Origin of the sequence: Baekduia sp. (assembly GCF_035996765.1) — a bacterium.
GTDB lineage: Bacteria > Actinomycetota > Thermoleophilia > Solirubrobacterales > Solirubrobacteraceae > Baekduia.
The window spans coordinates 16,118-40,176 of sequence record NZ_DASYJG010000023.1 but is presented as its reverse complement, the minus strand read 5'-3'; the positions used below and the strand labels follow the sequence as shown (position 1 = coordinate 40,176).

23 protein-coding genes and 1 pseudogene are annotated in these 24,059 nt (G+C 70.0%); 11 read left to right on the top strand and 13 right to left on the bottom strand.

The features are described 5' to 3' along the window. Positions 1 to 148: 148 nt before the first annotated feature. Positions 149 to 2,758: a LuxR C-terminal-related transcriptional regulator gene (locus tag VGO10_RS04450; RefSeq protein ID WP_327465575.1), complete on the top strand. Its 2,610-nt coding sequence runs from the start codon at positions 149 to 151 to the stop codon at positions 2,756 to 2,758. Here VGO10_RS04450 and VGO10_RS04445 read toward each other — a convergent pair. Then, the gene (locus tag VGO10_RS04445) at positions 2,691 to 2,951 is read right to left on the bottom strand and encodes a hypothetical protein (RefSeq protein ID WP_327465573.1); all 261 of its coding nucleotides are present in this window, start codon (positions 2,949 to 2,951) and stop codon (positions 2,691 to 2,693) included. The genes VGO10_RS04450 and VGO10_RS04445 overlap by 68 nt on opposite strands. Then, complete coding sequence (locus VGO10_RS04440) at positions 2,944 to 3,150, bottom strand: hypothetical protein (protein ID WP_327465571.1); 207 nt, start codon at positions 3,148 to 3,150, stop codon at positions 2,944 to 2,946. Before VGO10_RS04440 ends, VGO10_RS04445 begins: the two co-directional genes overlap by 8 nt. Before the next feature lie 87 nt (positions 3,151 to 3,237). On the opposite strand from VGO10_RS04440, the gene VGO10_RS04435 reads away from it, so the two are divergent. From VGO10_RS04435 to VGO10_RS04425, 3 genes are all read left to right on the top strand, one after another. Then, on the top strand, positions 3,238 to 4,314 hold the full coding sequence (locus VGO10_RS04435) for a hypothetical protein (RefSeq protein WP_327465569.1): 1,077 nt from the start codon (positions 3,238 to 3,240) through the stop codon (positions 4,312 to 4,314). A 64-nt stretch (positions 4,315 to 4,378) separates the two neighbouring features. Then, positions 4,379 to 4,873, top strand: a complete 495-nt coding sequence (locus VGO10_RS04430; protein WP_327465566.1) for a DUF1269 domain-containing protein — start codon at positions 4,379 to 4,381, stop codon at positions 4,871 to 4,873. Next, a complete protein-coding gene (locus tag VGO10_RS04425) occupies positions 4,861 to 5,631 on the top strand; it encodes a YhjD/YihY/BrkB family envelope integrity protein (RefSeq protein WP_327465741.1) in 771 nt (256 codons plus the stop codon). Before VGO10_RS04430 ends, VGO10_RS04425 begins: the two co-directional genes overlap by 13 nt. Here the strand turns inward: VGO10_RS04425 and VGO10_RS04420 are convergent. The 3 genes from VGO10_RS04420 to VGO10_RS04410 form a co-directional block, all read right to left on the bottom strand. Next, entirely contained in the window at positions 5,618 to 6,769 is a 1,152-nt protein-coding gene (locus VGO10_RS04420; protein ID WP_327465564.1) for an AI-2E family transporter, read from the bottom strand. The genes VGO10_RS04425 and VGO10_RS04420 overlap by 14 nt on opposite strands. Continuing rightward, positions 6,766 to 8,796: a phage holin family protein gene (locus VGO10_RS04415; protein WP_327465562.1), complete on the bottom strand. Its 2,031-nt coding sequence runs from the start codon at positions 8,794 to 8,796 to the stop codon at positions 6,766 to 6,768. The genes VGO10_RS04420 and VGO10_RS04415 overlap by 4 nt, the downstream gene beginning before the upstream one ends. 88 nt (positions 8,797 to 8,884) lie before the next feature. After that, positions 8,885 to 9,382, bottom strand: a complete 498-nt coding sequence (locus tag VGO10_RS04410) for a DUF1269 domain-containing protein (RefSeq protein ID WP_327465560.1) — start codon at positions 9,380 to 9,382, stop codon at positions 8,885 to 8,887. A 181-nt stretch (positions 9,383 to 9,563) separates the two neighbouring features. Between VGO10_RS04410 and VGO10_RS04405 the strand changes: the two genes are divergently transcribed. The 5 genes from VGO10_RS04405 (at position 9,564) to VGO10_RS04385 (ending at position 15,004) form a co-directional block, all read left to right on the top strand. Beyond that, a complete protein-coding gene (locus tag VGO10_RS04405) occupies positions 9,564 to 10,001 on the top strand; it encodes a DUF7144 family membrane protein (protein WP_327465557.1) in 438 nt (145 codons plus the stop codon). Between the two features lie 104 nt (positions 10,002 to 10,105). Further along, a complete protein-coding gene (locus VGO10_RS04400; RefSeq protein WP_327465555.1) occupies positions 10,106 to 11,614 on the top strand; it encodes a Fic family protein in 1,509 nt (502 codons plus the stop codon). Positions 11,615 to 11,730: 116 nt separating this feature from the next. Next, positions 11,731 to 12,102: a hypothetical protein gene (locus tag VGO10_RS04395; RefSeq protein WP_327465553.1), complete on the top strand. Its 372-nt coding sequence runs from the start codon at positions 11,731 to 11,733 to the stop codon at positions 12,100 to 12,102. A gap of 96 nt (positions 12,103 to 12,198) precedes the next feature. Next, on the top strand, positions 12,199 to 13,806 hold the full coding sequence (locus VGO10_RS04390; protein ID WP_327465551.1) for a signal peptidase I: 1,608 nt from the start codon (positions 12,199 to 12,201) through the stop codon (positions 13,804 to 13,806). A gap of 448 nt (positions 13,807 to 14,254) precedes the next feature. Continuing rightward, positions 14,255 to 15,004, top strand: a complete 750-nt coding sequence (locus VGO10_RS04385; RefSeq protein ID WP_327465549.1) for an MBL fold metallo-hydrolase — start codon at positions 14,255 to 14,257, stop codon at positions 15,002 to 15,004. A 12-nt stretch (positions 15,005 to 15,016) separates the two neighbouring features. Here the strand turns inward: VGO10_RS04385 and VGO10_RS04380 are convergent, their stop codons facing one another. Continuing rightward, positions 15,017 to 15,625, bottom strand: a complete 609-nt coding sequence (locus VGO10_RS04380; protein ID WP_327465547.1) for a DUF2867 domain-containing protein — start codon at positions 15,623 to 15,625, stop codon at positions 15,017 to 15,019. A gap of 97 nt (positions 15,626 to 15,722) precedes the next feature. Between VGO10_RS04380 and VGO10_RS04375 the strand changes: the two genes are divergently transcribed. Continuing rightward, entirely contained in the window at positions 15,723 to 16,271 is a 549-nt protein-coding gene (locus VGO10_RS04375) for a TetR/AcrR family transcriptional regulator (protein ID WP_327465545.1), read from the top strand. Here VGO10_RS04375 and VGO10_RS04370 read toward each other — a convergent pair. After that, positions 16,252 to 16,824 (bottom strand): annotated as a pseudogene (locus VGO10_RS04370) (peroxiredoxin); the annotation flags it as partial. The gene VGO10_RS04375 and the pseudogene VGO10_RS04370 sit on opposite strands and share 20 nt — an antisense overlap. Positions 16,825 to 16,871: 47 nt before the next feature. Here VGO10_RS04370 and VGO10_RS04365 point away from each other — a divergent pair. Beyond that, positions 16,872 to 17,642 carry a class I SAM-dependent methyltransferase gene (locus VGO10_RS04365; RefSeq protein WP_327465541.1) on the top strand — a complete coding sequence of 257 codons (771 nt, stop codon included), beginning with the start codon at positions 16,872 to 16,874 and terminating at the stop codon, positions 17,640 to 17,642. A gap of 1 nt (position 17,643) precedes the next feature. Here the strand turns inward: VGO10_RS04365 and VGO10_RS04360 are convergent, their stop codons facing one another. The 6 genes from VGO10_RS04360 to VGO10_RS04335 all read right to left on the bottom strand — a co-directional run bounded on the left by VGO10_RS04360 (position 17,644) and on the right by VGO10_RS04335 (position 24,008). Beyond that, on the bottom strand, positions 17,644 to 18,906 hold the full coding sequence (locus tag VGO10_RS04360) for a HipA domain-containing protein (RefSeq protein ID WP_327465539.1): 1,263 nt from the start codon (positions 18,904 to 18,906) through the stop codon (positions 17,644 to 17,646). Continuing rightward, a complete protein-coding gene (locus VGO10_RS04355; protein ID WP_327465537.1) occupies positions 18,896 to 19,177 on the bottom strand; it encodes a helix-turn-helix transcriptional regulator in 282 nt (93 codons plus the stop codon). The genes VGO10_RS04360 and VGO10_RS04355 overlap by 11 nt, the downstream gene beginning before the upstream one ends. Positions 19,178 to 19,425: 248 nt before the next feature. Then, positions 19,426 to 21,057, bottom strand: coding sequence for an AbgT family transporter (locus tag VGO10_RS04350; protein WP_327465535.1), 1,632 nt, complete (start codon positions 21,055 to 21,057; stop codon positions 19,426 to 19,428). Beyond that, entirely contained in the window at positions 21,054 to 22,436 is a 1,383-nt protein-coding gene (locus tag VGO10_RS04345; RefSeq protein ID WP_414642202.1) for a M20/M25/M40 family metallo-hydrolase, read from the bottom strand. Before VGO10_RS04345 ends, VGO10_RS04350 begins: the two co-directional genes overlap by 4 nt. 122 nt (positions 22,437 to 22,558) lie before the next feature. After that, on the bottom strand, positions 22,559 to 23,557 hold the full coding sequence (locus VGO10_RS04340) for a hypothetical protein (protein ID WP_327465531.1): 999 nt from the start codon (positions 23,555 to 23,557) through the stop codon (positions 22,559 to 22,561). Next, positions 23,538 to 24,008 carry a DUF6036 family nucleotidyltransferase gene (locus VGO10_RS04335; protein WP_327465529.1) on the bottom strand — a complete coding sequence of 157 codons (471 nt, stop codon included), beginning with the start codon at positions 24,006 to 24,008 and terminating at the stop codon, positions 23,538 to 23,540. Before VGO10_RS04335 ends, VGO10_RS04340 begins: the two co-directional genes overlap by 20 nt. Positions 24,009 to 24,059: the final 51 nt, after the last annotated feature.

Genomic DNA, 24,059 nt, shown 5'->3' with positions numbered 1-24,059 from the left:
GCTCCTGCGCGCGGCATGACTGAATGCCATCAACATGGGGCAGCGTCTCAAGCCAAGCCCTCGTGGCGAGACAGCCGGATCGCGCGGCGGGCGCTCGTCGACCCGGCGCCGCGCTGATCGCGATCCGGCCGCTCGTCGTGGCGCGATCGTGCGCCCCCGTCTGCTGGCCGCGCTGGATGCCGGAAGTGAAACTCGACTGACGCTCGTCACCGGCCCGCCCGGCAGCGGCAAGACCGTCCTGCTGTCGACCTGGGTGGCCGCCCGTGAGCTGCAGACGACGCATCTGGTCTCCCTTGAGCCCGCCGATCGCACGGTCGCGGGGCTTTGGAGCAAGCTCTCCCAAGTAGTGGAGACGCCTCGCCAACGTGGGGCACGCGCGGCCCCGGCGACGCCGGAGGCGCTCGTCGAGCGGCTCCTGGAGCTCACGGGGGCCGGCCAGACGCTGATCCTCGACGACCTCCACCTTGCCGACAGCCCGGCGATGCGGGCGACGCTGGCCGCGCTGGTCCGCGCTCCGTCCGGGCCGCGGCTCGTCTTCAGCAGCCGGATCGATCCCGGGCTCGCGCTGCAGCGGCTGCGCCTCGGGGGCGCGCTGACCGAGATCCGCGGCCCCGATCTGGCGTTCACGCCCGACGAGGCCCGCGCCGTGCTGGCCAAAGATGCCATCGCGCTCTCGCCACCGATGCTCCAGCGGCTGTGGGCGCGCACCGAGGGCTGGGCCGCTGGCCTGCGCCTGGCCGCGCTCTCGCTGGCGGGCCACGCGGATCCCGACGCCTTCGTGGAGGACTTCGCGGGCGACGATCGGGCCGTCGTCGCCTATCTCATCGAAGAGGTGCTGGAGCGCCAGAGCGAGGAGGCGCGCGAGCTGCTGCTCGCCACCGCGGTGGTCGACCAGATCAGCGCGCCGCTGGCCAACGCGCTGACCGGTCGCAACGACGCGGTGGCGATCCTCGACGGTCTGCTGCACGCCAACGCGTTCCTGGTGCCGCTGGACCGTCGCGGCGAGTGGTTTCGCTATCACGCGCTCTTCGCCGATCTGCTGCGGTCCCAGCTCGCCCGCCGCGGGCCGGTGGCCGTCGCGCGCCAGCACCGCCGCGCCGCTCATTGGTTCGTCGAGCAGGACCGTCCGCTGGATGCGCTGGGCCACGCGGTCAGCGCAGAGGACTGGGACGGCGCGACCGCGATCCTGGCGGATCGCTGGCTGGAGCTGCGCGACGTCGACGGCGGTGCGGCAGTCGATCGCGTGCTCGCGGCCTTCCCGCCCGATGCGATCGACGCGCGGCCCGAGGCGGCCCTTGTCGCAGCGGTGCGCTGCCTGGACCATGGCGATTCGGTCCGCGCCGAGGCGCACCTGCTCGCCGCCGGCCGCCTGCGCCATCGCCTCTCCGGCAATCGCCGCGCCGTCTTCACCCGCGGTCTCGCGCTCGTGCGCCTGCTGCGCGCCGGGCGTGACGGCGACGTCGACGGTGGCTTGCACGAGCTGCCGGTGATCGTCACGTTCGGCCATCAGGACTCGCCGCGCTCGCGCGAGGCGCTGGCGCGCGCGCACCTGGAGATCGGCCGGCTCGAAGCGGCGGACGGCACCGACGGTGCCGAGCGCCGGCTGCGGGTCGCCGAGCAGCTGGCCATCGGCAGCACGCGGCCCGAGCTGGCGCTGGAGGCCCAGGCGCAGCGGGCCTGGTTGTATGCCCTTGACGGCCAGCTGCGCGCCGCGCGGCTGGCCGCCGACGCCGCGGTGGCCCACGCCGGGCTGCTGCCTTCACCGCCGTCGGGGCTCCTGGCCGGGGCGCTGGTCGCGGCCGAGGCGGGCGATCTTCGCCACGGCGCCGAGCAGGTGCGCGCCGCGCGTGCGGCCCTGCCGGGCGATGCGGTCGAGCCCGGCCGGCTGCGGCGACTGGAGATCGCGTTCGTCGATGCCCGCCTGGCGCAGGCCGGCGGCCGTGCCGAGGCCGAGGTGGCCTGCGAGCAGCTGCAGGATGCGCTGACCGGCTGGACGCCGCCGCGACGGCTGGGCGACGAGGCGCATGCGGCCGCCGCCGAGCTCCTGACCAAGCTCGGGCGTCCTGACGAGGCCCTGACCGATCTCCCCGCGCTCCCCGACCGGCGCAGCGGCGGCACCATCGCTGTCGCGCGCGTCGCTGCCCTGCTCGCGCTGCGCCGCAGCGAGCAGGCGCTTGGGGAAGGCGAGCGTGCGACGGCCCGCGAGTGGCTCCCGCTGCCCGCGGCCGTCGCCGCCGCCGCGCTGACCGCCGCGGCGGCCGAGGCTGAGGGCGACCGCGGTCTTGCGCAGCGCTACGCCGAGCAGGCGCTCGACCTTGCCGAGCCTGAAGGCGTACGTCTTCCGCTGGCCGCGGCGCTCGGCGAGCTCGACCCCGTCTTGCGCCGGCTGCTGCGCTTCGGCACGTCTCATCGCTCATTGATTGGCGAAGTCATCGAATTGGCTCGGTCTGGGAGCGCCCCGTCGTTGGCCGACGTCGCGCCGCTCGACGACACGCTGAGCGACCGCGAGCTTGCGGTGCTGCGCTATCTGCCGACGCTGCTCTCCTCGACTGAGATCGCCGGCGAGCTCTTCGTCAGCGTCAACACCGTCAAGAGCCACCTCAAGGGCGTCTACCGCAAGCTCGGGGTCGGCAACCGGCGCGAGGCCGTCGAGCGCGCCCGTGACCTTGGGCTGATCGCGGTCAGCGGTCTCAGCGTGGAGCGTCGTCCTTCGGTTGGGCGGGCGGGTCAGGATTCGCCCGACCCGAACGCGGGCTGAGCCGTCGCGCTTCCAGGAGCTCGCACCCCAGCTCCTGGAGGCGGGCCAGCACGCCGCGCAGCTCGGCCTGGTCGAGGACGCGGCCGCGCAGCACGGTCTCGGTCGGCTCGAAGGCCCGTAGGGTGTCGGCGAGCTCGGCGACGACCGCGTCGCTCAGCGTGCCGCGGACGCGGATCTCGTAGAGGTCATCCACCCGGCTCGACCTGTCGCACATCGATGAGCTCGAGGCCGCGATCCGACAGGCGGTCGAGGAGCGCGCGCAAGGCGTCGGCGCCGTCGACGTCGCTGCGCAGCACCGTCATCGCCGGACGCTCGTGGGCCTCGAGCCCGTCGAGATCGGCGAGGAGGGCGTCGCTGACGTGGCCCTTGACGCTGATCTCATATGCCGTCATCCGACGATGGTGCAAGGGGGGCGGAGGAGGCGGCGTCACCCAGCGCGGGTGAACCGCGCTCACCCCGGCGGGGGTGAGGCTCTCGCCGTGCTGTCGCGCGTGCTGCTGAGCCTTGCCTGCCTGGTCGCCATCGTCGCGGCGCTCGGGGCTTGGGCCGATCGCCAGCTGCTGAACACCGACGAATGGGTCACCACGAGCGGCACGCTGCTGCGCGACCCGGCGATCCAGAGCGCGACGGCCGCCTACCTCTCCGACCAGCTGGTCGACGCGCCACAGGTCACCGCGAGGCTGCGCGAGGGCCTGCCCCCGCGGCTGGCGCCGCTGGCCGGTCCCCTGACCGCCGGCGTCGGCGAGCTGGCCGACCGCACCGCCAAGCGCGTGATCGCCTCCGGCGCCTTCGGCAAGGTCTGGGACGAGACCAACCGCCGCGCGCACGAGCAACTGCTGGCGGTCATCAACGGTGACAGCGGCGTGCTGGCCTCGCGCGGCGTGATCCTCGACCTGCGCCCAGAACTCGGCGTGCTGGCCGAGCGCATCGGGGTCACGCCGGGCCGGACCGGCGACCAGGGCCGCGTGCGCGTCCTGCGCGGCGACACCTTGGACTCCGTGCGCAAGGCGGTCAAGCTCCTGCGCGACGTGCGCTGGGGCAGCCTCGCGTTGTTGGTGATCTTGCTCGTGGCTGGTGTCGCCGTCGCGCCCAACCGCCCGCGGGCGCTCGGCGGCGCCGGCGCGGCGCTGATCATCGCCGGCCTGCTCATCCTGGTCGTGCGCCGCGTCGCGGGCACCTACGTCGTCGACCAGGTCTCGGCGCACGGCGCCGGACAGCCGGCGGCCGAGGCCACGTGGCGGATCGCGACCTCGCTGCTGGCCGACATCGCGGTGACCGGGATCGTCCTCGGCCTGGTGCTTGCCGCGGGCGCGTGGCTGGCCGGCGGAACGGGCTGGGCGCGCTCGGTCCGGCGCTTCACGGCGCCGGTCCTGGTCGACCACCCGGAGCTGGCGTTCGCGGTCGTCGTCGCAGTGTTGGCGCTGCTCGTGCTCGGCGGTCTGCTGCCCACCGTCGGCGGCGGCTGGGCCGTGCTGATCTACCTCCTGCTGGCCGGGGCCGGCGTTCTCGCGCTGCGCCGCACCGCCGAGCAGGAGCGCATCACCCCCGCCGGGTGACGGCGCATCACCCACGTCACGCCGAGTATCGGAGGCCGAAACCACCGACGGAGCGGAGCCCACCGTGAGCAACCTGATCGCCATCGCCTATCCCGACATGTCCACCGCGCAGCAGGTTGCCGCCAACCTCAACGAGGCGCGCAAGGGCCACCTGGTCGAGCTCGACGACCTCGTCCTGGTCGAGCATCGTGACAACGGCAAGATCAAGCTCCACCAGCCGTCGATGGCCAGCACGGGCGCGCTCGGGGGCGCGGCATGGGGCGGGCTCATCGGCCTGCTCTTCCTCGTGCCGTTCTTCGGCATGGCGATCGGCGCCGCGACGGGCGCCGCCGCGGGCGCGATGAGCGACGTGGGCGTCGACGACAACTTCATGAAGGAGCTCGGCGAGAACCTGCAGCCGGGCAACGTCGCGCTGGTGGCGCTCGTGCGCAACGCCAACATGGAGAAGCTGCTCGCCGACGTGAAGATCCCGGGCACGATCATCCACTCGTCGCTGGACGAGGAGAGCGAGACGGCGCTGGCCGAGGCCCTGGCAAAGGCGGGCTCATCGGCGCCCTGATCAGGACGCTCGTAGCCCGCGCGCGGCGCATCGTCGAGCGCCTGCTGGCGATCGAGATCGTCGATAAATCGCTGGTCGTCGGCGCTCAGGCGTTCAGCGCGCTGATCCCGCTGCTGATCGTCCTGGCGTCGCTCAGCTCGCACGACGGCAGCTCGTTCGCCGATGCGATGATCAAGCGCTTCGACCTCTCGGGCGACAGCGCCGATGCCGTGCACACGGCGTTTGCCGCGCCGGCGTCGGGCAGCACGGTCACGATCCTCGGCGTCCTGCTCGTCGTCTTCTCGGCGCTGAGCTTCAGCCGGACGCTGCAACGGGTCTTCGAGCTCACCTGGGACCTTCCCCGCCGGGGGATGCGCGGGACGCTGGCCGGTCTGCGCTGGCTTGCCCTCGTCGTCGTCTACTTCGCGTTGCACCCGCTGCTGGGTGGCTCGCTGCACGGCCTCATCGGCGTGGTGCTCTCGCTCGCGGGCGCGTTCCTGCTCTGGCTGCTGACGCCCTACCTGCTGCTCGACGGCCGTGTGCCGTGGCGCCGGCTCATGCCGCAGGCCGGCCTCTGCGCCGTCGGGATGACCGTCCTCGGGGTGGGGTTCGCGATCTACATCCCGCGCGCGATGAGCACCTCCGCGGCGGAGTTCGGCGCCATCGGCGTCGCCTTCACGCTGCTGAGCGTGCTCTGGGCCGGCGGCTTCGTCGTCGTCGGCGCGGCGGCGATCGGCTCGCTGGACTGGCACCCGACCGAGACCGCTACGGAACCGTAAGCGCTCCGTCGTCGTCTGTCAGCGAGGCCGGCTCGGCGTCGTCGGCCTCGCGCAGCTGCGCCATCCGCACCCGCCGCGGCGCGCCGGCCTCGCGGATCACGATCTTGATGGTCGCCGCGAACGGCACGGCGAGGATCGCGCCGACGACGCCCAGCAGCGAGCCGGCGATCAGCACCGCCACGATCGTCGTGAAGGCCGACAGCTCGACCGCCCGCCGGTAGACCAGCGGGTAGACCACGTAGTTCTCGATCTGCTGGTAGACGAGCTGGATCACCAGCATCACGATCGCCGCCGGCGTCGAGACGGTCAGCGCGACCGCGACGAGGATGACCGCCGCGACCGTCGCCCCGACCTGCGGGATGAGATCCAAGAACCCCGTGATGACCGCGAGGACGATCGGGAACGGCAGGCCCAGTGCCCACGCCGACAGGCCGGCGACCGTGGCCGCGATGCACGAGATCGCGACGTTGCCGACTAGCGAGTTGGAGACCGCGCGGATGCACTCCTCCAGCACCGGATGCCAGCGCCGCTCGACCTCTGGCGGGGTGAAGCCAAACAGCCAGTCGGTGATCGTCGGGCGCTCCATCAACAAGAACAACGCCAAGAAGGTCAGCGTGACCAGCGAGAGGATCGAGCCAAACGCGCCGCCGGCGATGCCGAGGACCGTCGTGGCCGCCTCGGGCAGCCCGGCGGCGAGGTCCTTGAGCGCGTTGCGGATCGTGTCGTCGATCCCCGCGCTGTTGACCAGCTGCTGGAAGCCGTCGGTGTGGGTGAGCTGGTCCCAGTAGGCGGGCAGCTCGTTGACGAAGTCGGTGATCTGGTCCCACAGCGGCCCGGCGGTGACCAGGACGATCGCGAAGACCGCGGCGAAGAGGGCGGCGAAGGTCGCCAGCGCGGCGCGGCCGCGCCGCCAGCCGCGGGCGACGAGCGCACCCACCGGCGGGTCGAGGCCCAAGGCCAGCACGCCCGCGACGAAGATCGACAGCAGCGTTCCCGCCGACAGGATCGCGAGCAGGACGAAGCCCCCGAACACGGCGACGGTCACCAGCGTGCGCAGGGGGATGACGATCGCGACAGGCTTGGGTCCGGGCCGCAAAGCACTGCCATCCTGCGCGCTGCCGGGGTGACGCTCGCTCACCCGCGCGGGGTGGTCCCGTCGAAGGCCGTGTGGCCGAGCGCCGCCAGCCAGCCGCACAGCACCTGGTGGACGTGCGCGGCGCCGACGATCTCCTGCTCGGGTGCCGGCAGCGTGGCCGGGGCCAAGATGAAGGGGAACGACTGCGGGCCGCCGAGGCCGCCGTGGGAGCCGACGAGCTCCTCGAAGGCCGCCACCTCCTCGGTCTGTGGCCAGTAGGTGCTGTTGACGACGATGTCGGGGCAGTGAGGAAAGGCGGCCGTGCGGGCGACGTGCGCAGCGGCGCGTGGGCCGAAGGGCGCCAGCGGGTCGGCGCCGGTGACGGCGCCACCGTCGCGCAGCTCGTGCTCGCCGCCGGCGCCGAGCACGAGGTCGCCGCGCGCCTCGTCGCGCACGAGCACGAAGCCGATGCCTGGGTGGGTGAGCAACGCGGTGAGCAGCGCCGGGTAGTTGGTGTCGATGGTCGCGCGGCTGACGCGGCCGGGCAGGCGCGGGAAGGAGATCAGGCCGAGGCAGCCCGAGGCCATGACGACGATCTCGGGGAGCTCCTTGTCGTCGGGCATCGTCGTCTCCTCGATCTCGACGCGGCGTCCGGAGAGCGTGCGCACCGCGCGGGCCGGCGCGCTGTCGCCGGTCGCCGCCTCGGTCAGCACGGCCTTGATCTGGCCGCCGGCCTCGTCGCTGTCGCCCTCGCTCGCCTGGCCGATCCGCTTGGGCTCCGCATCGCACGCCTCGCGCACAAGCGCTTCCAGCGTCGTGCCGTAGCGGTCGGCGAACGTCGCGCCTTGGGTCTGGCCGTGGTCGGAGAGGACGATCAGCTCGTAGGGGCGCGGCCCCTGCGCGGCCGCGTGCGCGATCCGCGCGATGCGGCGGTCGACGCGGCGCAGCACCGAGAGCGCGTCGGCGCGCTCGATCCCGGAATGGTGAGCGACCTCGTCGTAAGCGAGGAAGGTGGTGTAGACGGTCGGTCGTCCGGCCTGGATGTCGCCGACGACCGCCTCGACCTGGAGGTCGAGCTGGATCGCCGTGGCGAAGGCCCGCAGCGGCGCGTAGCTCAGATGGCGGGGGACCCGCGGGCGCTCGTCGCGGCGCCGCTGTCCCAGGGCGAACCACAGCTCGGTGGCCATGTCGCCGATCGTCAGCAGCAGCGTGCGGGCGACGTTGAACGGGCTGGCGAAGTAGGTGTAGTAGTCGGCGCCGAGCTTGCCGCGCCGCACGTCGAGCACGGTGCTCATCGTCAGCAGCGAGTGCGGGGCGTCACCGGAGAGGATGTTGGCGCGGCTGGCGCCGTCGTCGTGCAGCAGCCCGCGGCCGTTGGAGACCCGTCGCTCCAGCTCGGCGGCGTCACGCGGGTGGTTGGTGACGATCGGCCCGCCACGCTCCTTCTCCCACCAGCGGAAGGCCGGCATGTCCTCGTTGTCGCCGTGCAGGATCCCGGCCTGGCAGGCGCCGGTCTGCGACGACCAGTCGGTCTCCCAGCGGGTCAGCACGTGATCGCCGTCGGCGATCCACTGCGCCAGCGTCGGCACGTGGCCGTCGCGCAGCGCGCGCTGCAATATCTCGTGGGCGAGGCCGTCGATCTCCAGGAACAGGACGCCGGGCACCGTGCTGCGGATCGGGTCTGACGGCTGCGAGCGGCGGCGAGCGAGATGGGAGGCAAAGCGCGCGTCGTCGTCGATCGAGAGCGCCGCGGCCACCAGCGTGGAGAGCGCGGTCACCGCCAGCGTCACGATGATCGCCGTGCCCAGGCCGTCGACCGTCAGGGCCGGCACGATCGCCGCGACCAGCAGCAGCATCGCGCCGTTGAGCACCAGCGCCGCGCCGCCGATCGTGAGCACCGTCAGCGGCAGCGCGATCCGCGCGAGGAGTGGCCACAGCAGCCCGTTCAGCAGACCCGAGATCGCGGCCGCGGCCAGCGCCGGACCAACCCCACCCACATCGAACCCCGGCACGATCGGGCTGAGGACCAGCAGCGCACCGGCGGCGGTCACGACCGACACCGCCGCCCGCAGGCCGAGGATCTGGCGCATTGGGGCGAGTCTGCCGGTTTCCGGGGCGAGGTGGGTTCACCCGCCGCGGGTGAACCGCAGGCGTGCGTCCTGGCCGGCGGTCGAGCCCTTACGCGCTCGCCTGATCGAGCTCCTTCTCAAAGGCCTTGGCGTCGGTGTCGAGCTGCTTCTCGATGCGCTTGTTCGCGCGGCGCAGCTCGCGGTCGAGCGTCTCCTCGAGTTGGGAGCGGCCGACGATGACGAGGGCGGCCTCGCCGGCGTCGAGGGTCTCGCCGAGCTCCTTGACGTCGCCGCGCGACATGCCGTGCCAGAGGTGGCCGACCACGCCGCCCGCCGCGCCGCCGACGATCGCGGTGCCGATGATCGACGGCGGGAAGAGGATGCCGACCAGGGCGCCGACGCCGATCCCGGTCCAGGCCCCGTGCTGGGTCGGCTTCTCGTGCTTGTGGACGTGGACCTTCCCGTCGGCGTCCTTGGTGACGAGCGCCGCGTCGTAGGTGCCCACGACGCCACCGGCGTGCAGCTCCTGGAGCACCTCGTAGTCCTGGCGGGCGTCCGCCTCGCTGTCATAGGCCGCGACGTAGAGGAAGACCGGGTCATCGGCCATGTCGTGCTCCTTTGCGCTGGGAGAGTTCGTCTGTGCAGCATGGGGCGCCGTCGGGCGATCCGTCCTCACTCCCGAAGGGTGATCCCGGAAGTCCAGGCTCATCCCTGCTGGGTGAGGATCAGTCACCCAGTCGCTCGCGAACCTCCCGAGGGTCACCCACGCCACGACGGGGAGGTCCTACATGTCCATGCTCGACTCCGGTCTCGAAGAACGCGAACCGCGACGCCAAGCCACCTACGACGAGCCACAAGGCGCCGGCTGGCTGATGTTCGCCGGCATCATGCTGCTCATCGCGGGCGTGCTGAACGTCATCTACGGCATCGCGGCGATCGGCAACTCCAACTTCTTCATCAACGACCAGAAGTACATCCTCAGCGACCTCAAGACGTGGGGCTGGGTGACGCTCATCATCGGCGTGCTGCAGGTCGTCGCGAGCTTCTCGATCTGGGCCGGCAACCAGTTCGGCCGCTGGTTCGGCATCGGCGCCGCCGCGCTCAGCTCCATCGGCGCGCTGCTGTCGATCCCGGCCTACCCCTTCTGGTCGCTGGCGATCTTCGCCGTCGACATCCTCATCATCTATGGGCTCGCGGCCTACGGGGGACGCCACCAGCCGGTGTGAGCAGGCGGATGTGCTGCTCCCGGAGGCGGCCACCCTTGACAGCTAAGTCTCAGTTGTTCGCATATTTGGCGGACTAAGTCCCTATAGTTTCCCTAGGGCCCGCCATGAGCACCGCTAACTCCCCGTTCTCGCTGGAGCAGCAGCCTGAGGTCTTCGCCTCTGACGCGACGACCTCGGGCGCCGTCCACCGCGCGGTGGTCCGCGGCGAGGCGGTGCAGATCGCGCGCGGACTGTATACGCGCAACATGGAGGAGCCGATCGCATCGGTCGTCCGGCGCAATTGGACCGCCGTCGCCGCTCACTACGTCCCGGGTGGCGTCGTCGTGGATCGGAGTGCGTTCGAGGCCAAGCCCTCCGACGACGGCTCGCTGTTCCTCGACGGGGGACGCGAGTGGGGAACCAATCGCACCTACTCCGTGCAGGGCTTGCTCATCAAGTCTCGCAGCGGACCCGGGGCGCTACCCGGCGACATGCCGCACATGAACGGGCTGTCGTTCTCCAGCCGGCCGCGAGCTTGGCTGGACAACATGCGACCGTCGCGAGCGCGCCAAGGGGTGTCGCGCACGCTGATGCCGGCCGAGCTCGAGCGCGAGCTGAATCGGCTCGTCTCCATCCGTGGCTGGGATGCGCTCCAAGAGCTACGCGACCAGGCGCGTGGCCTCGCGCCGGACATGGAGGGTGACGAAGAACTGCGTGTGCTCGAGGACCTCATCGGCGCTCTGCAGGGCACGCGTGATGTCGTCTTGTCGACATCGGCGGCCCAGGCTGCTCAGCGCGGTCAAGCCTTCGAGGCGCGCCGGGCCGAGCTCTTCGGAACGTTGCAGTCGGCGCTGCTGGTCGAGCACTTCCCCCGGCGTCCCGAGCAGCCTGGCTCGTTCCCCGCCCTGTCGTTCATCGAGGCCTATTTCTCCAATTGGATCGAAGGCACCGAGTTCGATCTCGAAGAGGCCGAAGAGATCGTCTTCGAGCGGGCAATTCCCGAGGGCCGGTTCACGGACGCCCACGACATTCTCGGGACGTTCGACCTCGTCAACGACCCGACCAGGCGCCGCGAGCTTCCCGGCGATGCCGACGAGCTGATCGCGTTGCTGCTGTCCCACCATGCCGCAATGCTCGAGCGCCGTCCGGAGGCGCGACCAGGACAGTTCAAAGAGCGCGTCAACCGCGCCGGAGCCACGACGTTCGTGCATCCTGACCTCGTGGAGGGCACCCTGCGTGAGGGGTTCCGCCACCTTGAGGCGCTTCCGGCCGGGATGGCGCGCGCGATCTTCTCCATGTTCCTCATCTCCGAGGTCCATCCGTTCACGGATGGCAACGGCCGGATTGCACGAGTGATCATGAATGCTGAGCTCTCCGCCAACCAACAGCAGCGCATCGTCATCCCGCTCGTCTACCGCGACAACTACCTGCAGTCGTTGCGGTTGCTGTCGCGCAACGGCGATCCAGCCGCGCTCATCCGTGTCCTGGATGTCGCGCAGCGCTACACCGCGTCGATTCCCTGGCAGGATCTCCGAGCCGCCGAGCAGGCGCTGCGCGACAGCAACGCCTTCGTCACCCCTGACGAGGCACACGAGACCGGCGCCCGGCTGAAGCTGCCCCCGAGCGCCTCCTGAGTTCGGCGACATCCGCCGATTTCTCCTGCAAACCGATCAAAGAATGGCTTCAGCGGCCGATGAGACGGGTGCTGAACGCCACGGGCTGTCCCGGGCGACCTATGGAAGGGAAACCCATGAAGCGCAAGCCGTTGAGCATCATCGCTGGACTTGCAGTTGTCGGTGCCATCGCCGCCGGAGGCGCGGCGTTCACCGCAAGCAACACGATCCCGGACACCGTGATGGGCTTCGGGACGTCGAACATCACCGGTGCGACGGCGACGTCGCTGACCTACACGCGATCGCCTGACGGGAGCCACATCATCTCGGCGACCCTGGTCTTCACCGGTGACATCCACACCAGGACCGTCGAGGCCGGCTTCAACGCCAATGCCCTGGACACCTGCGACCCCGGCGTCTTCGCCTCCGGCAACACGACCGTTGACTGCACCATGAGCACCCCGGAGCCGACCGCCGGCGCCACCACGTTCAACGTGGCGGTCAGCTAGGCGAGCCCCGCTCGCGGGTGGGGATGGTCCGTCGCTGTCAACGGGCCGTCCCCACACACCGCGCGGAGCTGGGCGACGGGGAGACCGAGCGGGAACGTGCGACAGCTCCGCACACGCCTGATCACGGGCGCGACCTTCCTGCTCCTCGCCGTCGCGTGGCTGATCGCGGGCCCCGCACAGCTTGGTGGAACGACGACCTATGTCACGACCCACGGCATCAGCATGCAACCGCGGTTTCACACCGGCGACCTCGCGCTGGTGCGACCGGCTGCCGACTACCGGGTCGGAGAGATCGTCGCCTATCGCAGCAGCGTGCTGCGCCGCGTCGTGCTGCACCGCATCATCGCCCGCCACGGCGACCGCTACACCTTCAAGGGCGACAACAACAACTTCGTCGACCCGATCCGTCCTGGCGGCGACGAGCTCATCGGCCGGCTGTGGGTGCGCGTGCCGCGGGGCGGAGCGATCCTCTCGTGGCTGCGCATCCCCGCCATCGCCGCGCTGCTCTTCGGAGGGATCGCGCTGCTCCTGCTCTGGCCCGCGCGCCGGCGGCGGCGCCGCCGCGATCGCCACCGCAGCAAGGCCGGCGCGCGTCCTCGAGGAGCACCGTCGATGACCGGTCGGTCGATGCGGATGGTCAGCCCGAACGCGCAGCTGCTCGTCGGCACCTGCGGCGTCGTGGCTGCGCTCTGTGTGCTCGTCGGCCTGCTCGCCTGGACGCGCTCGGCGACCGATCCCACCGCGGCGAAGATCGCCTACACCCACAAGGTGCGCTTCTCCTATCGGGCCGACGCGCCGGCCGGCGCCGTCTACCCGAGCGGCACCGTCAAGACCGGCGACCCGATCTTCCTGCGGCTCGTGCGCCAGGTCCGGGTCAAGGTCGCCTATCAGCTTGCCTCAGCGGCTCCGGCGCAGGTCGGCGGAACCCAGACGATCCTCCTGCGGCTGAGCAGCCCGACGGGGTGGAGTCGGACGATCCGGCTGCAGCCGTCGACGCCATTTCGCGGTTCTGACAGCAGTGCCTGGGTTGTGCTGGATCTTGATCAGCTGCAGGCCCTGATCGCCCGCGTCGATGCGCTGACCGGTACGCCCGCGGGCTCGGCGTTCACGGTGGACATCATGCCCCGGCTGCACGTCAAGGGGACGCTGGCCGACGAGGCACTCGACGATCGCTACAACCCGGAGCTGAGCTTCCAGCTTGATCCGCTGCAGTTGCGCGCGGCCAACGCGGGCGCCGGCGCGCCGGGTGCTGCGCCCGCGGGCGGGAGCTCTGGCTTCACGCAGAGCCGCGTGGGAAGCGTCGCCGCGACCGTCGCAACCCCCAACCACCTGCGCCTGGGCGGCCATGGACTCCGCGTCGCGACCGCGCGCTGGCTCGCGCTGGTCGGCTTCCTGTTCGCCCTCGCCGTGGCCCTGCTCACGACGATTCGCGAGCGCCGCCGGCCGCAGGATCTCTCAATGCAGATCCACGCCCGCTACGGGCATCTGATCGTTCCGATCGCGGCGATCATGCACGACCCGAGCCAGCCGGTCGTCGACGTGATGAGCATCGATGCGCTGGCTCAGGTTGCAGAGCGCTGCGAGCGGGTGATCTTGCATCACCATCGGATTGGAGCGGAGAGTTACCTCGTGGATGATGAGGGGACGCTGTATCGCTACCAGCCGCGGCCGGCGGCGCCGCTGCAAGAGGTTGCCGCAGCGTAGGGTTCGGGTTGGTTGGCCCGCGGCGTTCGGGTCGAGGAGAGTGAGCGGGGTCGGCGGCTCGAGGCGCTGCTTTGTCCTCCGCCGGCGCCGCGGCGGGAGATCCGGGTCGCTTCGTGGTGAGGAGGACACGGATCGGCCGGAAGCTCGAGCAGGGGGCGGGCCTGTTGGCGGACGGATGCTGTCCGTAAAGAGGCCCACCCGCTCGCGGACTGCCGTGGCCGACCAAGGCGGGCCTGTACACGGACGCAGCACGTCCGCCAACAGGCCCACCCTCCCCAAGGCCCCGGCGGATGACGAGCCGACGCCGCGAGGCGCCGGTCCCGCTCACTCTCCTAACCCGCGGCACACCGGGTCGCGGCCCCATCGCCGCGGCCCGGATCACCTCTCAACCCGCCGCCCTGCGTCGCCTCTTTGGCAAAACGGTTCGCCGGTCCGTCACGCTGTCGGCGTGACCTCCGCGCGCCGACTCTCCTGGTTGGGCCACGCCACCGTCCTGATCGAGGTCGGTGGCGCGCGGCTGCTGACCGATCCCGCCCTCCGCGGCCAGCTGCTGCACCTGCGTCGTCAGTCAGCGCCGGCCGCGGTGCCCGACGAGCTCGACGCGGTCCTGATCTCCCATGTCCACCACGATCACCTCGACCGTGGGTCATTGCGGCTGCTCGCGCGCGCGGGCACCGAGATCGTCGTCCCCGTTGGCGCCAAGGCGCTTGTTGCCGACCTCGACTTCGCAAGCGTTCACGAGGTGCAGGTGGGCGACACCGTCACGCTCGGCGGTGGCGCCGTGGTGCGCGCGGTCGCGGCCTGGCATCCGTCGCGCCGGCACCCGCGCGCACCCGAGATCCCGGCCCTCGGCTACGTCGTCGATCGCGTGTGGTTTGCCGGTGACACCGATCTCCACGACGACATGGCGGCGCTGCGCGGCCAGGTCGACGTCGCGCTGCTGCCGGTCTGGGGCTGGGGGACGACGCTCGGTCCAGGACATCTCGACCCCGGCCGCGCGGCGGAAGCAGCCGCGCTCGTCAAACCCCGCACGGCGATCCCCATCCACTGGGGCACCTACTTCCCGCTGGGACTGGCGCGCCGCCACCCCGCGCTCCTGCACGAGCCGCCGCAGCAGTTCAAGGCCGCCGCCGCGACCGTCGCGCCCGACACCGAGGTCGTGGTCCTCGAACCGGGCGCGACGTGGACCGACGGCTGAGCCGGCCTGCGGTCAGGCCGGCGCGGAGGCCCGAGCGCCGGGGGCCTCCTCCCGCCAACGCTCCTCGAGCAGGCGCATCATCGGCGGGTAGACGACCAGGTGGCGAAACGGATTGATGGCGGCCATGTAGAGGTTGCCCAACAGCCCGTTGGGCTTGACGTACACGGCCATCTGACCGTGGTAGCCGTCGCCGGTGTCGTCGGGCACCCAGCTGAGGTGCATGATCCCGTGGACCGTCTTGTTGGCGATCTCGGCGGCGAACTCGTCATCGGTCAGGTACAGCGGGGTGAAGGGAAGGACTGCGAACTCCGGGCCTGCCGGAGCGTCGCGCAGGTCCTCGGGGAGCCGGTCGCGGAGCGTCGGCACGCGCGTGCCGACGCCGGTGTCGGGGTCATCCCAGCCCAGCACGCCGCCAACCTTCCACCGGATCGCCCACAGCGCGCGGGCGATCCGCGACGGGGTCTCCGCGGTGTCGCCGGCAACGATGCCGCCGACCAGCAGTGGGAAGTCGTCCGGGCCGCCGGGGGTCGGCAGCGCCCACACGTCTTCGAGACGGAAGTCCGTGGCGATCTCGTGGATGCGCCAGGGGCGGGAGGTGTGTGCGGTGTTCGGAAGTTTCATCTCGTCCGTCTCCTTCTATACGGTGCCGTATAGAACAGGCTAGCCTTGACCATGTGGTGGTGTCAAACCGAACCGCTACGCGAGAGGACTGACAACGATGCCCGCGACCCGCACCCTGCGCAGTGAATGGATCGATGAAGGCCTGCGCGCGCTGGCCGCCGGCGGGCCGGACGCCGTCCGGGTCGAACCGCTGGCCAAGGGGCTCGGCGTCAGCAAGGGCGGCTTCTACTGGCACTTCGACAACCGCGGTGTCTTCCTTGATGCGCTGCTGGATAGCTGGGAGCAGCAGAGCCTTGACGAGGTGATCGAGCGCGTGGAGTCGTCAGGTGGAGACGGCAGGGCGCGGCTGTGGCAGCTCTTCTCGTTGGCCTCCGCCGCCGGCGACCTGTTGCGGATCGACCTCGCCATCCGCGACTGGGCCCGGCGCGAGGAGGCCGTCGCCAAGCGCCTGCGCCGCGTGGACAACCGGCGCATGGACTACCTCCGTTTGCTCTTCGGTGACTTCTGCTCAACCGACGACGAGGTCGAGGCCCGCGCTCTGCTCGTCGGCTCGCTCTGGATCGGCAGCCACTTCATGGCTGCCGACCACGGGGCGCGCAGCCGGGCAGAAGTGCTGGAACTTGCCGTCAGGCGCCTGCTGGCCTAGCGGTGAGCCAGCGCAGGACCTCGCCCGCGTGCGCGTCAGGCGGGAAGATGGGGTAGAAGACGTGTTCGATCGCGCTGTCCTTGATGATCAGCGTCAGGCGCCGGTAGCGCGTCTCTCCGCCGGCTTCGAACGTCGGCAGCCGCAGCTGGTCGGCGAGTTGTAGGTCTTGGTCGGAGAGCAGCGAGAACGGCAGATGCAGTCGTGCGGCCGCCTCGGTCTGGTCTTCGGTGCTCTGGCTGGAGAGTCCGTAAACCGCGTCGGCACCCGCGGCGAGCATGTCGGCGTGGTGATCGCGGAAGGCGCAGGCCTCGGGCGTGCAGCCACGGGCGCCGGGGATCATGTCCCAGCCGTCGGGGGGCGCCTCGCCCGGGCGGCCGGTCATCGGGTAGACGTACAGCACGGTGCGGCCGTCGCCGAGCTCGTCGAGCGCCACCGCGGCGCCGGTGGTGCTGGGCAGCACGAGGGACGGCATCGCGAGCGTCGGCAGATGGCGTGCGGCGCCGTCGTCCTCGGGCTTGGGAAGGTCGGCGGGGAGTTGGGTCGGGTCGAACATGGGCAGCGATGTCCTACCAGAACGAGGGCTGTGCTTGGATGCATGGCATGGCTGATGCACGGCAGGCGCCGGCGGGCGACTTCGACTACGAGGCGCACGGCGCCGGCTACATCAATCGCCGGCAGCCGGATCCGCGGATCGCGGCGATCGTCCACGCCGCGCTCGGCGATGCCCGGACGGTTATCAATGTCGGTGCCGGGGCCGGCTCCTACGAGCCGCTCGACCGGTACGTGGTCGCCGTCGAGCCGTCGGCGGCCATGCGCGCGCAGCGACCACACCATCTTGCTCCCGCGCTCGACGCGACGGCCGAGCACCTGCCGTTCGACGACAACAGCTTCGACGCCGCGATGGCGATGATCACGATCCACCAATGGAGTGATGTCGACGCCGGTCTGCGCGAACTGCGCCGGGTCAGCCGGGGCCCGGTCGCGATCCTCACCTTCGACGCCGACGCGCTCCTCGACTTCTGGATGAACGAGTACGCGCCCGAGGTCACCGCCACCGAGCGGGCGCGCTTCCCCACCATCGACCATGTCGCCGGGGTCCTCGGCGGTGAGATCGAGACCATCAAGGTCCCGATCCCGATCGACTGCACCGACGGCTTCGGCGAGGCCTACTACGCACGACCCGAGGCGTTCCTGGAGGCCGATGTCCGCGCTGCGCAGTCCGGCTGGGTCCTCACCGATCCTGACGCGGTCGCCCGCGGCGTCGCCAAGCTCGCCGACGAGCTGAGCTCAGGACGCTGGGACGAGCGCCACGGTTATCTGCGCAGCCAACCCGAGCGCGTCGGCGCGGTGCGGCTGGTCGTGGCTCGCTAGCTCAAGCGCCCGCGCTCACGTATCCCTGCAAGGCATAGGGGTTGAGGAACTGGCGCCGCCAGAAGTAGTCACGGTCGACCTCGGTCAGCCGGCCCGCCTCGCAGACGTCGTCCCACTCGGACTCGATCACTGCGATCTGCCGGTCGATGATGGCGCGCGCTTCCTTCTCATCGAGGAGGTACGTCGACGCCGCGCGCACGCACCCGGCCAGCTGGCTCATACGGAAGCCATCAGGCCCGATCATCATCGCCTGCGACGCCTCACCGCCGGCACGCCCTTGCGGGCAGATGTCGTAGGCGGGTGTGAGGGAGAGGTTTGCGCCATCCCAGAAGGCCGAGTGGTTGCGGGCGTGGTCGTCGGTGTTGCCGACCAGGATGTTGAAGGTGATGCGTGCGAAGAGCTCGCGCAGCGTGGCGGGGCCGTTGACGAAGCGCTGGCGCATGATGTCCGCGAGATCCGCGTAGCTCGCGTACCGCGCCAACAGTTCGTCCAAGGACAGCATTGTCAGCGCTGACACCACCGCGTGGCGTGATCCCGTGCTGGGCTCGCGGTCGAAGCGCTCGACCAGCAGCACGTCCCTGCCCATCGACTCGGTGAGCGTGACACCTGCGACATCGAGCCCCGCCCGGCGTGCGAGCTCCATTGCCACATACTCGCCCTTGACCACCGAGAAGCTGTCGGTCGTTGACGAGAACTTCGCGATCAGCCTACGCCCGTCGTCGGAGAGCAGCGCCTTCGGCCGGGCGCCGCCGACGGAGCTGCCGTGGAGCAAGGCCCGATCCAGTGCTGGTGACAGCGGTAGGTGCCGGTCGACTCGATCGGCAGCCTCCATCAACTCTTCGAGCGGTGCGCTGGCATCGTCGCGGCTGACATAGGTGTCGGCCGATTCCTGGAAATCCAGCGCGCCGATGCGATCCGAACCCGATTTCATGAGATAGGTCAAGGGGTGCAGGTCTGCTGGGTCGGCGTCGGTGGCCGCGGCGCCGAGCATGTGCTGCATGATCACCCGCTGGCCCCACGCGTCCGGACCGACGTCGTCAATGCACCCGGCTATCCGCAACCCATCTAGCGGCGCGATGGTGCCGCTCCGCAGTGGGAGCTCAGGAAGGTAGATCGGGATCGCATCGTCGCGTTCGAGATAGCTGCGGCCGTAGTTGAACTCAATGATGTTGCCGACGGCTTCGAGGCGGCCGACGACGACCGGCTCTACCGCTTCGGGCAGCCAGATCCAGACGAAGACCTCGTCTGGCCCGCTAGAAGTCATCGTGGACGTCTCGTTTGGGCGCCCGCACGCGCTGCGGCAAGAGCGCGCTGCGCGTTGTCGCACGGTCGAGTTCGAGCGTCAGCCGCGATCGGTCTTCGTGGAAGAGCGGCACGCCGACCAGCGCCGCAACCTCGAAGACCGTCCCGATGGCGACGCCGAGGTCGCCCTTCTCGATCTTGCTCAGCGTGGGCGTTGTGATTCCGGCTCGGCCTGCCAGTTCCTTTTGAGACCAGCGGCGCTCTCGGCGGGCAGCCTGGATCTGAGCGCCCAAGAGCTGGGCCGCTTCAATCGCGTATCGGGTGCGGGGACGAGCCCAAGGCATAGAAAGTTCATTCTAACAGCCTTTAAAGGCCTAATACCAAATATTTTTAGAGTCGCCAGACGACCGGCACCCACAGCACCGCCACGACGAAGAAGCTTGTTCCACACGAACAACGCGATCGCCACGCCGAGGACGACGAAGGTGATCGTGGCGTCGTGCATGGGCGCGCGGTGCCGGCCGGGGTGCTCGCCGGTCGCCTAGACCGGCCAGCCCGGCCCGAGCGGAATTCCGACGAGGTACCAGACCACGAAGAACGCGATCCAGAAGACCGCGACGATGATCGCGTAGGGCACCATCAACGCGATGACGGTCCCGATGCCCGCGTCCTTCTGGTAGCGCGCGGCGAAGACCACCATCAACGGGAAGTACGGCATCAGCGGCGTGATGACATTGACCGGCGAGTCGCCGACGCGGTAGGCGGCGAGCACGGTCTGCGGCTCCACGCCGAGGCGCAGCATCAGCGGGATGAAGATCGGCGCGAGGATCGCCCATTTCGCGATCTTGGCGGGCATGATGATGTCCACCACGATCGTCACGAGGATGATCCCGAGCAACAAGATGATGTTGCCGACGTTGAGGTCTTCCAGCAGATCGCCGAGCGTGATCGCCACGACCTGCGCGATGTTGCTGAAGTCGAAGTAGGCGATGAACTGCGCGATCAGCAAGAACAGGAACAACAGGCTCGCAAGGCTCGCCCACGCCTTGGTGATCATGCCCAGCGCGTCTTCGCTGCCCTTGATCGTGCCCGTCGCGCGGCCGAACGCCAGGCCGGCCGCCAGGAAGCTCGCCGAGATGATCACGATCAGGCTGCTCATCAGCGGTGAGTCGCCGATGATGTCGCCGGTCTCGGCGTTGCGCAGGGGCGCGCCGGACGGCAGCGTCAGCAAGAGCACGACGGCCAACACGGCCAGCAGCGCGTAGAGCGCCCAGCGCAGGCCCTTGGCCTCGGCGGCCGCGTCGATCGGCGGTCCTTCCTCGCGTGCGAGCTCCTCCTCGTCGGCCAGCCCCCGATCCCACGTGCCCAGGCGCGGCTCGATGATCCGCGTGGTGATCAGCGAGATCACGATCGTCAAGAAGATCGTCGAGACGATCCCGAACCAGAGGTTGGCGACGAGGTCGAGGTGCACGCTCGGGTCGACGAGCTGCGCCGACTCGTTGGCGATGTCGGTGACCACGCCATCGGCCGGCGTCAGCAGGATGTTCACCGAGAACGCCGCGCTGACGGCGCCGAATCCTGCCGCGATGCCCGCGAGCGGATGCCGTCCCACGCTGATGAACGCCGCCGCGGCCAGCGGTATCAGCACGAGGTAGCCCGCGTCTGACGCGACGCTGGAGACGATCCCGACGAAGACGATGATGTAGGTCAGCGAGGCGGGCGACGAGATCGCCACCAACTTGCGGATCAGGGCGCCGATGAGCCCCGAGTACTCGGCGACGCCGACGCCGATCATCGCCACGAGGATCACGCCGACGGCGGCGAAGCCCAGGAAGTTGGAGACGAACGTCGTGAACATGAAGGCGATGCCGCTGACCGTCAGCAGGCCCTTGGCCTCGACGTGCTCGGTCCTCAGCGCATAGGCGGCGTGGTCGGTGGCATCGTCGGGCAGTTGGTAGGGCGTGCCGGCGGCATGGTCGGCGATCTGGTGCGTGACGCCGACGTTGGCCCAGTCGAGCACCTGCGACAACACGATCACGAAGAGGATCAGCCCGAGGAACAGGATCGCGGGGTTCGGGACGCGGTTGCCCGCCTTCTCGACCCCGGCGAGCATGCGCTCGGTGAAGCCGCCGCCTTTCGGGGACGCCTCCGAGAATGCCGCCTCGCTGCTCATGCGCGCCCCTTTGTCGTTGCCATGAACGCCTCGGCGTAGCGGCCGAAGAAGTCGGCTTCGGCGACCACGGCATGCTCAAATTCGCTGAGCAGCACGCGCTCGTCGGGCCCGTGGATGTTCGCGTAGCCGTCGGTCGTGCCGACCAGCAGCGCCTCGGTCTCCGGCAGCGCGCCCGCCAGGGCGCTGACGATCGGGATCGACCCGCCGCTGCCAGCGAGCAGGACATCAGCGCCCCACGCCTGCGCCCAGGCGCCGCGCGCGGCCGCATAAGCCGGACCGTCGGTCGCGGCCGCAAAGCCGTTGCCGGTCGGACCGGGCTGCACGTCGAGGTCGATGCCGAACGGCCGCTGCGCGCGCAGGTGCTCGATCACCGCCGCCTGCGCCTCGCTTGCATCCTGCTCGGGATGGACGCGCACGTTGAGCACGGCGCGCGCATACGGCGACACGGCGTTGACGGCGCCGTCGACCGACGGGACGTCGATGCCGACGACGGTGATCGCCGGCCCCGACCAGATCCGCGAGCCGAGCCCACCGGTCCCGAAGAGCGGTAGCCCATCCAGGACGGTGCCGAGGTCGCGAAACTGCTCCTCGGGCTGGGCGCGGCCTTCCCACTCGTTGCGCTTGAGGCCCGCCACGGCGACGTCGCCGTGCTCGTCATGCAGCGAGGCGATCGCGTGTAACAACGTGATGAGCGCGTCCGGCGCGGCGCCGCCGTACTGCCCGCTGTGCTTGCCGGACTCCAGCGTGCGGACCTCGAGCGTCACGTTGGCCATGCCCCGCAGAGCGGTCGTCAGCGTTGGGGTTCCCGGCGCGATGCTGCCCATGTCGCCGATGATCAGCGCGTCGGCGCGAAACAGCTCGGGGTCCGAGGCCGGGTAGCTCAACAGCGCGCCGCTGCCGATCTCCTCATAGCCCTCGATGCAGAGCCGGACGCCGACCGGCGGCCGGCCGCCCCAGGCGCGTAGTGCGCCGACGTGCATCATGATGTTGGACTTGGTGTCCGCCGCTCCGCGCCCGTAGATCGCGCCGTCGCGCTCGGTCGGCTCGAAGGGCTTGGAGGTCCACTGGGTCTCGTCGCCGGCAGGCACGACGTCGTAGTGGCTGTACAACAGCACCGTCGGCGCGCCCGGCGGCGCCGGGATCTCCCCGACGACGACCGGCGCCGTGTCGGGGAGGTCGAGGCGACCGACGCTGACGCCCGCGTCGGCGAAGAGACGGCTCGTCGCCTCGAATGCCTCGAGCAGCGGTGCGTCGATCTGACCGGGGACCGAGACCGACGGGATGCGCACCAAGTCCTCCAGGTCGCGCCGCAACCCGGGCATGAGGCCGGCGACGGTGCTCGCCAAGGCTTCTGCCCCCTCGGACGAAGGACCGGACATCACGCTCGTCGACCCGTCATAGCCTCGTCCTCTACTCCAGTCAGCCGTTAGGTCTGGCGAACCTACCAACTGCGCAAGCGGCCCGTGCGTCATCCGTGACGGGTGATTGCGGAGCGCGATGGTTACTTGCCGTCGAGTACCTGAAGGCTCTGCGCCACAAGCCGATCGAGCTCTTGGACAGCATCGGCTGACGTACGTGACAAGCCGGGCGCGATCCCGGCCCACTCTAGATCCTGGCGCACGTCTTCAATCAGGGTTCGCGCTGCACTCGCCTGCAGGTACTCGGACGCATGGCTCGTTGCGTCGGTGCGCAGCCATCGAAGGATCTTGGTGAGCGCCCTGAGCAGTTGCACCCAGTCCACGTGGGAGGGGAAGGGCCCGGCGTGGTTGAGCAGCGTTGCCCAGCGTGTGCGGTCGATGCCGTAGCGCGCTTCATGGCCGCTGCTGGCGACGGTCACGACTCGGGCGTCGCCGAGCTCGTAGAGGGCCTCTTGGATGTTGCGTTTGGTGTAAACAGCGGATTGGGTGATGATCGCGGCGGTTGCCCGTGGTGTGTCGGTGCAGAGCAAGAAACGCACGACCTCTGCTCGCGCTCCGGTACCGAGCAGTCGTCGTAGGCGTAGGCCGAAGGCGATCGGCTGGCGCATGTCCACGGGCAAGCTCTTTTGTGAGCGAGTGGCGGCGGATCGCAGCCAACCGTGCTTGGCGAATGCACCGTCGGGATGACGGAGCGGAAATCCCTCCTCACCGAAGAACAGTCGTTGCTCCGTGTCGGGCGGCGGCCGGTCATCGGACGTGGAGAAGCGGGCCTGCGGGCGGTGTTGGGCCAGCCACTCGAGCGCGGCTGCGGCGAGCGACGGATCCTCGCTGCCTTTGGCGAGTGTCCGCAGGCGCCGCACGCTGACGAGGTGCTCGTTCGTGACGAGCCAGTCGAGCACCTCGTCAAAGAGCCGCGGGTCGGTACGTGCGACCTCGAAGGTGAAGAGCAACAGAGCCTCGATGTCCTGCGCCCACTGGCTGTGGCCCTCCGGCGAGGCGAAGATGCCGAGCTGCGACCACTCCTTCCAAACGAAGGCGAGTAGTCCTTCTTCGAGACGTTCCTTAGTCGCCGAGATCGACATCTTCGATTCCGAAGTAGGCCAGAGCCTGACGCAGTGGTTCTAGGAATCCCTCGGAGGGGTCGTGCTGGCGCGTCCAGCGCGCGGCGGCGATCAGTTCGTCATGTTGGGGTTCTAGGGCCTCCAGGTCGCGCAGGTGCTTGCCGGCTTGGTCGACGGCCGCGTAGAGCTTGAAGTGGATCTGGTCGTCGGCGACGCCAAGATCGCTCGCCACGCGGTCGCGCGCGGCGAGCAGGCCGTTAGGGAGGTCCACCGCGGAGAGGAGTTCGCCTGCTTGAGAAAGAGCGACGACGTCAACGTCGCGGGTCGTTCGCCGGGTGAGGTCGAGCGCCAAGAGCGCGGCGCCACCGATGACGACGAGGTCATAGCTGTGGCTGGCGGCCGCGAGCTGTCGCTCGAGTGCGAAAAGCAGCGCATGCGCGGCTTCAGCGTCTGCAATGAGGTTGTCTGCCATCTCGAATCAGGTCTTATAAGAACTTGATCCGAGTCGTTATACAGCTCGTCC

Bases quoted from the DNA above. Each gene is read 5' to 3' on its own strand.
- VGO10_RS04440 (WP_327465571.1), bottom strand. From the start codon at position 3,150: ATGACGGCATATGAGATCAGCGTCAAGGGCCACGTCAGCGACGCCCTC.
- VGO10_RS04415 (WP_327465562.1), bottom strand. From the start codon at position 8,796: ATGCGCCAGATCCTCGGCCTGCGGGCGGCGGTGTCGGTCGTGACCGCC.
- VGO10_RS04410 (WP_327465560.1), bottom strand. From the start codon at position 9,382: ATGGCCGATGACCCGGTCTTCCTCTACGTCGCGGCCTATGACAGCGAG.
- VGO10_RS04405 (WP_327465557.1), top strand. From the start codon at position 9,564: ATGTCCATGCTCGACTCCGGTCTCGAAGAACGCGAACCGCGACGCCAA.
- VGO10_RS04400 (WP_327465555.1), top strand. From the start codon at position 10,106: ATGAGCACCGCTAACTCCCCGTTCTCGCTGGAGCAGCAGCCTGAGGTC.
- VGO10_RS04395 (WP_327465553.1), top strand. From the start codon at position 11,731: ATGAAGCGCAAGCCGTTGAGCATCATCGCTGGACTTGCAGTTGTCGGT.
- VGO10_RS04380 (WP_327465547.1), bottom strand. From the start codon at position 15,625: ATGAAACTTCCGAACACCGCACACACCTCCCGCCCCTGGCGCATCCAC.
- VGO10_RS04375 (WP_327465545.1), top strand. From the start codon at position 15,723: ATGCCCGCGACCCGCACCCTGCGCAGTGAATGGATCGATGAAGGCCTG.
- VGO10_RS04365 (WP_327465541.1), top strand. From the start codon at position 16,872: ATGGCTGATGCACGGCAGGCGCCGGCGGGCGACTTCGACTACGAGGCG.
- VGO10_RS04360 (WP_327465539.1), bottom strand. From the start codon at position 18,906: ATGACTTCTAGCGGGCCAGACGAGGTCTTCGTCTGGATCTGGCTGCCC.
- VGO10_RS04350 (WP_327465535.1), bottom strand. From the start codon at position 21,057: ATGAGCAGCGAGGCGGCATTCTCGGAGGCGTCCCCGAAAGGCGGCGGC.
- VGO10_RS04345 (WP_414642202.1), bottom strand. From the start codon at position 22,436: ATGTCCGGTCCTTCGTCCGAGGGGGCAGAAGCCTTGGCGAGCACCGTC.
- VGO10_RS04340 (WP_327465531.1), bottom strand. From the start codon at position 23,557: ATGTCGATCTCGGCGACTAAGGAACGTCTCGAAGAAGGACTACTCGCC.
- VGO10_RS04335 (WP_327465529.1), bottom strand. From the start codon at position 24,008: ATGGCAGACAACCTCATTGCAGACGCTGAAGCCGCGCATGCGCTGCTT.